Origin of the sequence: Luteimonas sp. S4-F44 (assembly GCF_022637415.1) — a bacterium.
In the GTDB taxonomy this organism is placed as follows: Bacteria; Pseudomonadota; Gammaproteobacteria; order Xanthomonadales; family Xanthomonadaceae; genus Luteimonas.
Window position 1 is genome coordinate 3,512,625 of the sequence record NZ_CP093340.1, and the last position, 13,890, is coordinate 3,526,514.

At 71.9% G+C, this 13,890-nt stretch carries 8 protein-coding genes; 7 read left to right on the forward strand and 1 reads right to left on the reverse strand.

The window, feature by feature from the left end; all coding sequences use genetic code 11:
* Positions 1–58 precede the first annotated feature (58 nt).
* The 7 genes from recC (at position 59) to cueR (ending at position 13,488) form a co-directional block, all read left to right on the forward strand.
* Positions 59–3,511, forward strand: coding sequence for an exodeoxyribonuclease V subunit gamma (gene recC / locus MNO14_RS15850; RefSeq protein ID WP_241944638.1), 3,453 nt, complete (start codon positions 59–61; stop codon positions 3,509–3,511).
* The gene (locus MNO14_RS15855) at positions 3,508–7,158 is read left to right on the forward strand and encodes an exodeoxyribonuclease V subunit beta (RefSeq protein ID WP_241944639.1); all 3,651 of its coding nucleotides are present in this window, start codon (positions 3,508–3,510) and stop codon (positions 7,156–7,158) included. The genes recC and MNO14_RS15855 overlap by 4 nt, the downstream gene beginning before the upstream one ends.
* A complete protein-coding gene (gene recD / locus MNO14_RS15860; protein WP_241944640.1) occupies positions 7,155–9,143 on the forward strand; it encodes an exodeoxyribonuclease V subunit alpha in 1,989 nt (662 codons plus the stop codon). The genes MNO14_RS15855 and recD overlap by 4 nt, the downstream gene beginning before the upstream one ends.
* A gap of 116 nt (positions 9,144–9,259) precedes the next feature.
* Complete coding sequence (locus MNO14_RS15865; protein WP_241944641.1) at positions 9,260–9,970, forward strand: DUF4329 domain-containing protein; 711 nt, start codon at positions 9,260–9,262, stop codon at positions 9,968–9,970.
* Positions 9,971–10,046: 76 nt separating this feature from the next.
* The gene (locus tag MNO14_RS15870) at positions 10,047–10,370 is read left to right on the forward strand and encodes a hypothetical protein (protein ID WP_241944642.1); all 324 of its coding nucleotides are present in this window, start codon (positions 10,047–10,049) and stop codon (positions 10,368–10,370) included.
* Positions 10,371–10,537: 167 nt separating this feature from the next.
* Entirely contained in the window at positions 10,538–13,039 is a 2,502-nt protein-coding gene (locus MNO14_RS15875; RefSeq protein ID WP_241944643.1) for a heavy metal translocating P-type ATPase, read from the forward strand.
* Positions 13,036–13,488 carry a Cu(I)-responsive transcriptional regulator gene (gene cueR / locus MNO14_RS15880; protein WP_241944644.1) on the forward strand — a complete coding sequence of 151 codons (453 nt, stop codon included), beginning with the start codon at positions 13,036–13,038 and terminating at the stop codon, positions 13,486–13,488. Before MNO14_RS15875 ends, cueR begins: the two co-directional genes overlap by 4 nt.
* 128 nt (positions 13,489–13,616) lie before the next feature.
* On the opposite strand, the gene MNO14_RS15885 is transcribed toward cueR, so the two are convergent.
* Entirely contained in the window at positions 13,617–13,811 is a 195-nt protein-coding gene (locus MNO14_RS15885) for a heavy-metal-associated domain-containing protein (RefSeq protein ID WP_241944645.1), read from the reverse strand.
* Positions 13,812–13,890: the final 79 nt, after the last annotated feature.

Sequence of the window (13,890 nt, forward strand, 5' to 3'; positions counted from 1 at the left end):
GCCGTGTGCGGACCGCCGCGTCTCGCATGCTGCGAACCCGCTGCGGCAAGATGGCGCGATGACCGCAGCGCCTGCCGACTTCCGCCTCTACCCGTCCAATGCACTGGAGGTGCTGGCTGGGCTGCTGGCCGCCGAGTTGCGACAGCCGGTGGCAGGCGGGTCGATCCTCACGCCCGAGGTCGTGTTGATCCCGCAGGTCGCCATGCGCCGCTGGCTGCAGGCCACCTTGGCCGCCGAGCACGGTGTGGCCGCGAACCTCGAGTTCCTGACGCCCGGCGAGTTCGTTGCCCGCGCGCTCACGGTCAATCTCGGCCCGGCGCAGGACGAACTCGACGCCGCCAGTCTGCGCTGGCGCCTGTACGCCGCGCTCGTCGATCCCGACGTGCTGGCGCAGCCGGCGCTCGCGCCGCTGGCCGCGTATCTGGCCGGCGACGACGCGCTGCGGCCGTGGGCGCTCGCTGGCGAACTGGCCGGCGTGTTCGAGAAGTACCAGGCCTGGCGCCGCGATTGGCTGCTGCGTTGGGAGGCCGGCGCCGACCCCGGCGACGCGCAGGCCGCGCTGTGGCGGCACGTGGCCACCGGCCATGCCACCCGTGCGCGCCGCATCCAGACCTATCTGGATCGCTTCGCGGGCGAGCACGCGGCGTTGCCGCAGGGCCTGCCGCCCCGGATGTTCGCGTTCGCCACGCTCAACGTGTCACCCGACGTGCTGCGCGTGCTGGCGACTCAGGCGCGCGTGGGCACGCTGCACTTCTATCTGCCCACGCCTGCACGCGGCTATTGGGGCGATCTGCAGGCGCTGGCCCCGCATCGGCGCGCACGCACCGACGAATCCTTCGACGCCGCGCTGCTGGCGGGCAACACCGACGACAACCACCTGCTGCGCGCCTGGGGCGCAGCCGGCCGGGACTTCATGGCGCTGCTGGGCAGCTACGAGGTCGTGCACCCGCGCGCCGAAATCGAGGTCTACGCCGATCCGCTCGAATCGGGCCAGCGCCCGCTCGACGCCGGCGGCCTGGGCGACACCTTGCTGCGACGGATGCAGAGCGACCTGTTCCGCCGCGCCCCGCCGCCGGTGCCCGCGCCGCGCGCCGCGCCCGAGCTGCGCGACCCCAGCCTGCAGGTCCATGCCTGCCATACCCGCCTGCGCGAACTCCAGGTGCTGCACGACCAGGTGCGCGGCCTGCTGGAAGACCCGCGCTTCGACCCACCGCTGCAGCCGCGCGAGATCGCGGTGCTCGCCCCGGACATCGACCCCTACGTCCCGTACCTGGAAGCCGTCTTCGGCGACTCGACACCGGGGTCAGCGTCGGATTCTCACAGGAAATCCGACGCTGACCCCGGTTTTGGGAGGATGCGGATTCCGTATGCGCTCGCCGACACCAGTCCGCTGGCGGGCGAGCCCTTGGCCGAGGTGTTCGTGCGCCTGCTCGGCCTGCCGGTGTCACGCTTCGGGCTCAACGAGGTGCTCGATCTGCTCGCGAGCCCGCCGTTGGCGCAGGCCGCGGGGCTGGACGCGGCGGCCTTCGAACGCCTGCACGGCTGGCTGCAGGCCGCCGGCGCGCGCTGGGGGCTCGACGGCGCGCATCGCGCCGCGCACGGCGCGCCCGACGACGCGGCCTACACCTGGGCGTTCGCGCTCGATCGCCTGCTGCTGGGCCACGCCAGCGGCAGCGACGACACGATCGCAGACGTCGCCCCGTGGTCGGCGCTCGAAGGTAGCGCGCTCGATGCGCTCGACACCCTGATCCGGCTGCTGCACGTACTCGGCAGCGCGCAGCGCGACCTGGGCGAGGCGCTCACCGCCGCGGCCTGGCGCGAACGCCTGCTTGCCCTGCTCGACGCGCTGCTGCCCGGGACGCCGGCCGCGCCGGCCACCCAGCGCGCGCTCGAACGGCTGCGACGGCTGATCGACGCCTTCGCCACCGACGCCGCGCGCGCGGGCGTCGAGACGCCGGTCCCGGCCGAGGTCGTGCGTGCACACTTTTCGCAGTTGCTGGCCGAGGCCGATACCCGCGCGCCACTGCTGACCGGCGGCATCAGCGTCGGCCGCATGGTGCCGATGCGCCTGCTGCCGTTCCGGGTGATCTGCCTGCTGGGCATGAACGATGGCGACTTCCCGCGCCGCGACGCCGCGGCCAGCCTCAACCGGCTCACGGCGGAGCTGGGTACGACGCGGCGTCGCCACGGCGACCGGTCCACGCGCGAGGACGACCGTTTCCTGTTCCTGCAGCTGTTCGCCTCAGCGCAGGACGTGTTCTACGTCAGCTATCTGGGCGCGGACGCACGCGACGGCAGCGTGCGCGAGCCTTCGCCGCTGGTTGCCGAGTTGCTCGCCACCGCCGCGACCTATCACACCGATCCGCAGGCCGCCTCGGCGGCGCTGACGGTGCGCCATGCGCTGCAGCCGTTCGCGCCAACGGCCTTCGGCGCCGATGGCGACCCGCGTCGCTTCAGCTATCGCGCGCAATGGCAGCCGGCGGCAGCACGCATCGGCGGCGCGCGGACGGCGCTGGCGCCGTGGTGCGCGACGCCGCTGCCGCCGCGCGCCGATGCCGCCGCGCGCTCGCCAGCAGATGCCCCGCAGTCGCTCGATGCACTGCGCCGATTCCTGGTGGCCCCGGCCGCGCAATTTCTGCGCGAGCGTCTGGATCTGCGCCTGGCCGACGAGGCCGAGGTCGGCGAGGACGTGGAGCCGCTGCTGGTCGCCGGGGGGGGCCTCGAGCGTGCGGCGCTGCACCAGCAGGTCTTCGAGGCTCTGCTCGCCGGGCGCGAGGCCGGGCTCTACGAACACCTGCGCGCGCGCGCGCTGCTGCCGTCCGGCCCGCTGGGCCGTCGCCAGCTCGATGCGCTGGTGACGTCGCTGCGGCCCTATGCGCAAGGCTTCGCCGATTGGCGCGGCGGCGCCACGCCGGGCACGCGGCAGGTCGACATCGCGCTCGACGGCCTGCGCCTCCAGGGGCGCCTCGACAATGTGTATCCGGCAGGCATCGCGCACGTGCGCCTGGGGGCGCTCAACGGCCCGGCCGCGATCCGGCAGGGCCTGGATTGGCTGCTCGCGAGCGCCGCCGGCCTCGACCTGCCGCTGGTGCGCTTCCACGACACCCAGGATCTGGGCATCGGGCCCTTCGTGCGCGCGCCGCTGCCGCCGGACGCGGCGCGCGATGCGCTGCAGGCGCTGCTCACGTTGCGGACCGACGGCCTGCAGGCGCCGTTGCCGTTCGGCCCTTACAGCGGCTGGGCGTACTTCAGCGCCGCCGATGCCGACAAAGCAGCGAAGGCCGCGACCGCGACATGGCGCGGCGGCGACCGGCAGTGGGGTGAGGGGCGCGGCGATGCCTACCGCCTCGCGCTGCGCGGCCGCGACCCGTTCGCCGATCCCGCCCTGTTCCGGCAGTTCGCGCAGATCGCCTTCACCGTGTTCTCGGCCGTCGAGCATGGCCGTGTGCATGCCGGCTTCGAGGACGGTCGCCGCTTCGAGGTCGAGACCGACGCGGAGATCGAGGCATGAGCGCGCCCGTCCCCCCTGCGGTCGATCCGTTCCTGACGTTGCCGCTGGGTGGCACGCAGCTGATCGAGGCCAGCGCCGGCACCGGCAAGACCTTCACGCTGGCCACGCTGGTCACCCGGCTGGTGGTCGAGTGCGGCCTGCGCATCGGCCAGATTCTCGCCGTGACCTTCACCGAGGCTGCAACGCAGGAACTGCGCAAGCGCATCCGCGAACGCCTGGTGCTGGCCGCGCGGCTGGTCGACGCCCCGCCAGACGACGACACCGCACCCGACGTCGCGCTCAGCCAGGCGGTGATCGCCGCGCATCTGGCGACCGGCGACGAGTCCGCCGCCGCTTTGCAGCGTCGGCTGCAGCAGGCCGCCGACGAGATCGACCTCGCCGCGATCTTCACCATCCACGGCTTCTGCGCCCGCGTGCTGCGCGAGCACGCGCTTGAGAGCGGACAGAGCTTCGCCGCGCCCGAACTGCTGGCCAGCGACCGCGCACTGCGCGAGGAACTGGCCGCCGATCTGTGGCGCAGCACGGCCGCCGATGCAGACGACGCCGCTTTACTGATGGGGCTGTGGAATGGCGGACCCGACGAGATGGCGCGCGACCTGGGCCCGTTGATCCGCGAGCCGGTGCTGCGACCAGCCGCCACCCCGCCGCAACCCGATCCGCGCCCGGCGCGCGATGCCGCAGCGCAAGTCCTGATCGCTGCGATCGATGCCCACATCGAGGATGCGCAGACCGCGATTGCAGCGGCGTTCGACGGCAAGGTCTTCGACGGCCGTCGCGCGCGACGGCCCAGTTTCGACAAGGCCTTCCAGACACTGCGCAACGGTCGCGCCCTTTCGCACTGGGTGCTGGACGACAAGAGCCATCTCGACAAACTGCTGCCGGCGCGGCTGTTGGACTTCTGCAAGGACGACACGCAGTCCAAGGTGCCGTGCTCGCCGTTGTTCGACGCCGTGCACGCGTGGGCGGACGCCGATCGTGCTGCACAGGACTGGCTCGAACAGGCGAGGACGCACCTGCTTCACCGCCTGCGCGACGAGGCCCGCAGGCGCCTTGCCCAGCGCAAACAGCAACTGCGCGTGCAGACCTACGACGATCTGATCGACGGCGTTGCCGATGCGCTGCACGGGCCGCATGCACACGCGCTGGTACAGCGTCTGCGTGCGCAGTACGCGGTCGCGCTGGTCGACGAATTCCAGGACACCGACACGCGTCAGTGGGACATCTTCCGCACCGTATTCGGCGATTCCGAGGCGACGCGCGCGGCCGGACTCGACGCGGCACTGTTCCTGATCGGCGACCCCAAACAGGCCATCTACGGCTTTCGCGGCGGCGATGTGCAGACCTATCTGCTCGCGGCACGTGACGCCGTTGGCGCGCCACCGTTGGATCGCAACTTTCGCTCGCGCCCGTCGCTGCTCGCCGCGATGGACGCGCTGTATGCGCAAGCCGGCGATGCCGCGTTCGTCGATCGGCATATCCGCTTCCATCGCGTGCGGCCAGGCACGACACGCACGGATGCCGATTTCCAGCGCGACGGCGCCAATGCACCCGCCCTGACGCTGTGGCAGGCACCGGCCCCAAAGGCCGACGCCGCGGGCAAACGCAAGCCCCACAGCGCCGGTCGCGCGCGCGAACTCGCCACCCAGGCCTGCGTCGCCGCGATCCACGCGGTGCTGAGTAAAGCGCGCGCCGGCACCGCCACGCTCGACGGCGCCCCGGTGCAGCCGGGCGACATTGCCGTGCTCGTGCGCAAGCACAGCGAGGCCACGCGGATCCAGCAGGCGCTGGCGGCGGTTGGCATTCCCGCGGTCGCCGCCGGCAAGCAGAGCCTGTTCGCCACGCCCGAGGCGCATGAGCTCCTCACACTGCTGCTCGCGCTGCTGCACACCGCCGACGACAGCCGCCTGCGCGCGGCACTGGCAACGGTGCTGCTGGGCGTGGACGCGGCCGGCATCGCTGCGCTCGACGACGATGCGGACACGCACCGCGGCTGGCAGTTGCGTGCGCTGGCCTGGCGCGAGCGCTGGCAGCGTGGTGGCCCGCTGGCGCTGGTCGCCGACCTGTGCGCCGGCAACGGCCCGCGCCTGCTCGGCCTGCTCGATGGCGAACGCCGGCTGACCAACTACCTGCAACTGGGCGAACTGCTGCAGCAGGCCGACGCGCGCGCATTGGGACTGCAAGGCCTGGTCGACTGGCTGGGCCAGCAGATCGCTCGCGCCGATGCGGACGACGAGACCCAGCTGCTGCGCCTGGAATCGGACGCGCGCCGGGTGCAGATCGTCACCCTGCACAAGAGCAAGGGCCTGGAGTATCCGCTGGTGTTCCTGCCATTCGTCGGCATCGGCAGCCGCGCACCCGATCCCGGCCGCGCCTGCGTGGTCGCCGACGCCACGGGTGGCCGTGCGCTGCACTGGAAGCTGCAGGCCGACACATCCGGCTGGGACGCCGCACGCAACGCGTGGATCGAAGCGCAACGCGCCGAGGACGCGCGCTTGCTCTATGTCGGCCTGACCCGCGCCGAGCACGCGTTGTGGATCGCGACCGGCGATTTCTACAATGCGCACCAGACCGCACTGGCACCGATGCTCGACGGTCTGCCCGACACGCCCGGCATCGTGCGCGACGCCACCGTGCCGCCCGCGCTGCCGTGGTTGCCGCCGGTCGAGGCCGGCGACCGCCCCGCCGCGCGGACCGCCGCGCGCGCGATCGCGCCCGACTGGTGGGTCTACAGCTTCACCCAGCTCGCCAATGCCGACAGCGGCGCGCAGGACGCCTCCACGCGCGCGACCGTCGCCGCGGCCGGCGGCCACGACGAGCCCGAGGGCGAGCCCGCGCCCGAGTCCCCACGCGCGGACGACCACGACCCGCGCTTTGCCGGCAACCGTTTCGGCGTGGTGCTGCACGAGGCGCTGGAGCTCGGCGACTTCGCCGCCTGGCGCGATTGGCGTGCGGGCGACCCGGCGCCGGCCGGGCAGCGCGCGGTCATCGAGGCGGCATTGCGCGGCGGCGGCTATGCGGCCGAAGACATCGACGACGGCGTCGCGGTGCTGACTGCGTTGATCGGCCCCACGCTCACCGTCGTGCTGCCCGAGGGCGTGCGGCTGTGCGACGTGCCCGTCGATGCGCGCCGTGCGGAAATCGAGTTCCAGTTCGCCCTGCAGCCCACTGCGGTCGAGGCGATGCTCGCGTTGCTGCATGCCCACGGGGTGTCGACCGGCCGCAGCGGCTTCGGCCTGCGGCGCACACTCGAAGGCCTGATGACCGGCCTGATCGACCTGACCTACACCGTGGACGGCCGCTGGTACGTGCTCGATTACAAGTCCAATCGCCTGCCCGGCTACGACGCGTCCGCGCTGCAGCGCGCGATGGCGCACAGCGAGTACGACCTGCAGGCGCTGATCTACACGCTCGCCCTGCATCGCTGGTTGCGCTTCCGCCTCGGCGACGGCTACGACTACGCCCGCGATTTCGGCGGCGTGCGCTACCTGTTCTGCCGGGGTCTGGACCCCGAGCGCGATGCGTCGGCCGGCGTGCACGCGCAGCGGTTTTCCCCGGCGCTGGTGGATGCGCTCGACGCGCTGTTCTCCGGCACGCCGCCCGTCGGCACCGCGCGCCACCCGGTCGCCCACTCGGGTGCGTCCAGATGACCGCCAGCACCGAGTCCACCGCATCCGCGCCCGCAAGAGCGCGCACGCCCGATCTGCTCGTCGCGTTGCAGCGCAGTGGCGCCTTGCGCACGCTGGATTTCGAGCTGGCGCAGCGCCTGCGGCGGCTCGCCCCCGAGACACCCGACGCGGTGCTCGCGGCCGCGGCGCTGGCCTCGCTGGCGGTCGCCAACGGCCATGCCGGCTTCGATCCCGCGCGCCCGCAGTTGCTGGTCGATGCCAACCTGGACTGGCCCGCGCCCGCTGCCTGGCACGCGCTGCTGCGCGACTCGCGGTGGGTGGGACGTCCCACCGATCCGCTCGCGCCGTCGACAACCGATGTTCCGCTGGTGCTCGAGCCGGCCGATACCGCGGGCGGCCTGCTGTACCTGCGTCGCTATCGCGAGTATGAGGCGGGCCTGGCGGCCGGGCTGCGGCGCATCGCAGCGCACCCGCTCGATGCCGTCGGCCCCGAGACCGTCGCCGACACGTTCGCCGCGCTGTTTCCTGACGCGCAGGCCGGCGAGGACCGCCAGGCGCGCGCTGCCGCGCTGGCGCTGCGCCGTGCCCTGCTGCTGGTCACCGGCGGGCCCGGCACCGGCAAGACCACCACCATCGCCCGGCTATTGGTGCTGCGCATCGCCCACGCCTTGCGCAGCGGACGGCCACCGCCGCGCATCGCGCTGGCGGCGCCCACCGGCCGCGCCGCCGAGCGCATGGCCGAGAGCCTGCGCCGGGCTGTGCAAGGATTCGTCGACGCGCTCGATCCGGAGCTGCGCGCCGCGCTTCCCGGTGCCTTGCCCGACACCGCCAGCACGCTCCACCGTTTGCTCGGCACGGTGCCCGACAGTCCCGCGTTCCGCCACCACGCCGGCCATCCGCTGCCGTTGGACGTGCTGGTGGTCGACGAAGCCTCGATGGTCGATCTGCCGCTGATGGCCAAGCTGGTCGACGCCGTCGCCGACGGCACCCAACTGATCCTGCTCGGCGATGCCGACCAGTTGCCGTCGGTGGAGGCCGGCGACGTGCTGGCCGCGATCCTCGCCACCGCGGGCCCCGGTCACGCGGTGCAGGCCGACGATGCGCGCGCATTGCAGCCGCTGCTCGGTCCTGCCACGCCCGTCGATCCCACAACCGGCGGCCTGCACGGCCATCGCGTGCAGTTGCAGCGCGGCTACCGCCAGGACGCCGATTTCGACCTGGCGCCGCTGGCCGATGCCGCGCGCGAAGGCGATGCCGAGTCCGTACTGTCGCGATTGCGCGGCGGCCGGTTGCGCGGCGTGCACTTCCACGAGGACGTGACCGACGCGCTCGACGCGCATCAGGACACGCTGCTCGCGCACTGGCGCAGTCTTGCCGAGGCCTCCGATCCTGGGGCAGCGCTCGCGCTGTCGCAGCGCTTGCGCCTGCTGACCGCAGTGCGCGAAGGCCCGCAAGGTGCACGCGGCCTCAATGCCCGTATCGAAGCATTGCTGTCGGGGCGCCGCATCGGGCCGGCCCCGGCCTGGTTCCACGGCCGCCTGCTGCTGATCACCGAGAACAGCTATCGCCATCGCCTGTTCAACGGCGACATCGGCATCTGCTGGCGCGACGGCGCCGACACGCCGATGGCTTGGTTCGCGGGCGACGCCCCCGGCGAGGTGCGCGCGTTTCATCCTGCCGCGTTACCCGCGCACGAGAGCGCGTTCGCGATGACCGTGCACAAAGCCCAGGGCAGCGAGTTCGATGAGGTCTGGCTGCAGTTGCCGCGCCACGACAGCCGCGTGCTCTCGCGCGAACTGATCTATACCGCGATCACCCGCGCACGCAGCCGCCTGCACGTCGCCGGCAGCGCACAGGTGCTGCGCGACGCACTTGCGCGGCATGCGGTGCGGATGTCCGGGCTGGCGTGGCGGTTGGGGGGCGCTGTCGCCTCGCCAGACCCGGCGCCAGCGCACGTCCCGGGTCACGATGCCGATGTCCCGCCGTCCCAGGGCGTGCTGTTCTAGCGCGCCAGCGCGCCTGCCATCGCATTCACCCAGTGCGCCGGCCCAAGGGTCTGCCCCAGCTTGTCGGCGTCCACGACGCCGGTGAACCTGCACAGGTCCAGACACGGGTGCGCACCATGAGCATCGACTCCATCGGCGGCGGCGCTGCCGCCGCCATCAGCGCTGCAGCCCCGACCCAGGCACGCGACGACCCGCGCTACTTACAGGTCGTCGACACGTTGGTGTCACCCGATGCCACGCCGACGCAGCGCGAGCACGCCTACGATCTCGTCGCCGGCCTCGAAAGCGCGGACGACACGCCGTTGACCGACACAGTGCTGACCGAGCGCGCCGCGCAGGCGATCGCCGACGACCGCACGATCCCGGTCGTCGTCTCCGCGGTCGCGCCGCTGGTGCCGCCGGGCACCACGCTCGGCCCATTCCCCTCGAGTGATGCGGCCGCCATCGAGATGATGACGTACTCCAATCCGCTGTCGATCGAGGCCAACCTGGAGAATGGCGGGCTGATCTTCCGCGATTCCGATGGCAACCACTTCTTCGTGACCACGCCGATGGGCGGCACGCTCGATGGATTCAATCCCGGCCAGGTGCCGCAGCCCGACGACCTGACGCTGGTGGCGTGCTACCACGGCCACGCCGACTATTCGAAGGCCGACGGCTCGCGGACCGACAAGGCGGGCGACGAGTTCAACAGCGACCACTTCTCGGCCCAGGACAAGAGCCTGGCCGACCGCGGCGTCTGGGGATCGGTGATCTACGTGTCGACGCCGAGCGGCGATTTCCGCAAGTATGATGCGGCCACGCGTCAGGACACGGTCATCAACTGACGGCGCGACGCGGGCCCTCGGGCGCCGCCACCCGACTGCCGGAGGTCGTCCCATGGTCTTCAACAGGATCCTGCTCATGAGCACGCTCGCGTTCGCTTCTCTTGCCCACGCCGGCGCCCCCGGCGGCGGCCCCACCGAGGTCGTTCTGGACGGCGCCCGCGCCGCCGCGCTGGCCGCGGCCATCCCGGTGTTCCGCGACAAGCAGCCGGAGGCCGACCTGACCAAGTTCCGGGTCCACGTCCATCCCGCGGACCAGGGCACATTCCAGGTGGTGTTCGAACCGCAGCAGGCCGACGAAGGCGCGCCCACGCTCGGCGGGCGGACCGTGCACGGCCGCGAACTGAACGTGTGGATCAACGCGGCCGACAACAGCCTCGACCGGATCGCGTTCGCGCGCTGAGCCCCCGCCAAGCGGAGAGTGGCGAGGCCTGACGGCACCGCAACCGACGGCGTATCGCGCGGTCTCGACCTGACGCGATCGCCTTAACCGGGCACCTCGCGTCCTTGACCTTCCCACGATGGGAAGGCTTAGGCTGACCGCAACTGTCAGCCTTTGCGGAAGTTCCCATGGCCTCTCCCGGTTCCCGGACATCCCCGGACGCGACGATCGATCTGCCGATCGCCGGCATGACCTGTGCGAGCTGTGTCGGTCGAGTGGAAAAGGCCTTGGCCAAGGTGCCCGGCGTTGCGCGTGTGTCGGTCAACCTGGCGACCGAGCGCGCGCAGGTCGTGCCGGCCGGGCCACTCGACCGCGCGGCGCTGGTACGGGCGGTCGAGGGGGTCGGCTATGCGGTGCCCGCCGCCACGCTGACGCTTGCGATCGAGGGCATGACCTGCGCCTCGTGCGTGGGCCGCGTCGAGAAGGCGCTGGCGGCGGTGCCCGGCGTCGAGTCGGCATCGGTGAACCTGGCGACCGAGCGCGCCACCGTGCGCGGCACGGCAGGCGTCGATGCATTGCTCGCGGCGGTCGACCGGGTCGGCTACACGGCCCGGCCGGTCGGACAGGAACGCGACGACGACGCCAACGCCGCGCGTCAGGATGACGAACGCACCGCCCTGCGGCGCGATTTCCTGCTGGCAGTCGCGCTCGCGCTGCCGGTGTTCGTGTTGGAGATGGGTTCGCACATGATTTCCGGCATGCACGCCTGGGTCATGACCCATCTCGGCATGCGGACGAGCTGGTATCTGCAGTTTGCACTGACGCTGCTGGTGCTGGCGGTACCGGGCCGGCGCTTCTATCGCCATGGCATTCCCGCGCTGCTGCGACTGGCGCCGGACATGAACTCGCTGGTCGCGGTCGGCACGGCGGCCGCCTTCGGCTACTCGGTGGTCGCCACGTTCGCCCCCGGCCTGCTGCCCGCCGGCACGGTCAACGTCTACTACGAGGCCGCGGCGGTGATCGTCGCGCTGGTCCTGCTCGGCCGCTTCCTGGAGGCGCGGGCCAAAGGCCGCACGTCGGAGGCAATCGGGCGCCTGGTCGGCCTGCAGGCGCGCGTCGCGCACGTGCAGCGCGCGGGCGCGGTGCACGACATCGCGGTCGAGGACGTGACGCTTGGCGACGTGCTCGAGGTGCGGCCCGGCGAACGGATTCCGGTCGACGGCGAGATTGTCGAAGGCCGCAGCTACGTCGACGAATCGATGATCACCGGCGAGCCGGTGCCGGTCGAAAAGACCATCGGCAGCGCGGTGGTCGGCGGCACCGTCAATCAGCAGGGCGGGTTGACGCTGCGCGCGACCGCGGTCGGCGCCGACACCACGCTCGCGCAGATCATTCGCCTCGTCGAACAGGCGCAGGGCGCCAAGCTGCCGATCCAGGCGGTCGTCGACCGGGTGACGCTGTGGTTCGTGCCGGCGGTGATGCTTGCGGCGCTGCTGACCTTTCTGACCTGGCTGTGGCTGGGTCCAACGCCTTCGCTGGGCTTCGCACTGGTCAACGCCGTGGCCGTGCTGATCATCGCCTGTCCCTGCGCGATGGGCCTGGCGACGCCGACCTCGATCATGGTCGGCACCGGCCGCGGCGCCGAACTCGGTGTGCTGTTCCGCAAGGGCGAAGCGCTGCAACTACTTAAGGACGCCCGCGTGGTGGCCGTCGACAAGACCGGCACGCTGACCGAAGGCCGTCCTGTATTGACCGATCTCGTCGTCGCCGACGGCTTCGACCGCGACCACGTGCTCGCCCAGGTCGCCGCGGTCGAAGCGCGCTCCGAGCATCCGATCGCGCGCGCGATCGTCGATGCGGCGACCGGGCGCGGCCTCGCGGTGGCCACCGCCGACCGATTCGAGTCGATCACCGGCATGGGCGTGCGTGCACAGGTGGACGGCGCCCGCGTCGAGGTCGGCGCCGACCGCTTCATGCGCACGCTCGGCCTGGACGTCGCCGTGTTCGCCGACACCGCGCAGCGCCTGGGCGACGAAGGCAAGTCGCCGCTGTACGCCGCCATCGACGGGCGGCTCGCGGCCATCGTCGCTGTCGGCGATCCGATCAAGGCCAGCACGCCTGCGGCGATCGCCGCGCTGCACGCGCTCGGCCTGCAGGTGGCGATGATCACCGGCGACAACGCGCGCACCGCGCAGGCCATCGCCCGGCAACTGGGCATCGACGCAGTCGTGGCCGAAGTGCTGCCCGCGGGCAAGGTCGAGGCCGTGCGCCGGCTGCGGGCGCAGCACGGCCGCATCGCCTTCGTCGGCGACGGCATCAACGACGCGCCCGCGCTGGCCGAGGCCGACGTGGGCCTGGCAATCGGCACTGGCACCGATGTGGCGATGGAGTCGGCCGACGTGGTGCTGATGTCGGGCAACCTGCAGGGCGTGCCCAACGCGATCGCGCTGTCACGAGCGACACTGGGCAATATCCGCCAGAACCTATTCTGGGCCTTCGGCTACAACACCGCGCTGATCCCGGTCGCTGCCGGCGTGCTTTATCCGGCCTACGGCGTGCTGCTGTCGCCGATCTTCGCCGCTGGCGCGATGGCGCTGTCGAGCGTATTCGTACTCGGCAATGCGCTGCGGCTGCGCCGCTTCCAACCACCACAGATCACGACCACCGCATCCGCAGGCGCGGCGCCATGAACATCGGCGATGCCGCCCGCGTGTCAGGGGTCTCGGCCAAGATGATCCGGTACTACGAGCAGACCGGCCTGATTCCCGCGCCCGCCCGCACCGCCGCCGGCTATCGCGCCTACGGCCAGGATGATGTCCATCGCCTGCAGTTCGTCCGCCGTGCGCGTGACCTCGGGTTTTCGGTCGCCGAGATCGCCGACCTGCTGGGCCTGTGGCACGACACCGCGCGCCACAGCGCCGACGTCAAACGCCTGGCGCAGGATCGTATCGCCGAACTCGAACGGCGCATGCGCGACCTGCAGCAGATGACCGACACACTTCGCACGCTCGTCGACCGCTGCGCCGGCGACGACCGGCCCGATTGCCCGATCCTCGAGGAACTGCAACAACCGGTTTCCGGACCGGCGGACGATGCCCCGCGCACCGGCGCCGTGGTCCGGCGCACGCGCGCACGGTGACGAGGACACCCGGCGCGAAGCGCACGCGGGCGCGATAGACGCCCGATCGCCGCAGCGCCCTCGCGCGTGCGCGTGCGCGGTAGACCGAGGTGCGGCCTGGCCATGCGGGCCGCGCCGCGGAAGACGCATCAGCGCTCGCGCGGCGGGAACCCGGCCTCGCGCAGCGCCGCGACGACCGCCTCACGCGAGGCCGAGGTCTGCACGACCACCGTGCGATTCGGCGGATCGGCCTCCACGCTCGCCTGCGCATCGACCGCCTGGATCGCCTTGGTCACCGAGCGCACACAGCCGCCGCAGGTCATGTCGTCGAGATGGAATTGCATGGTGGGCTCCTGTGGTCCGTGGCCCGGCAGTGTGCGGCTTGCCACAGTGGGAAGGTCAAGGCCGTGGCCCTGTCTTGCG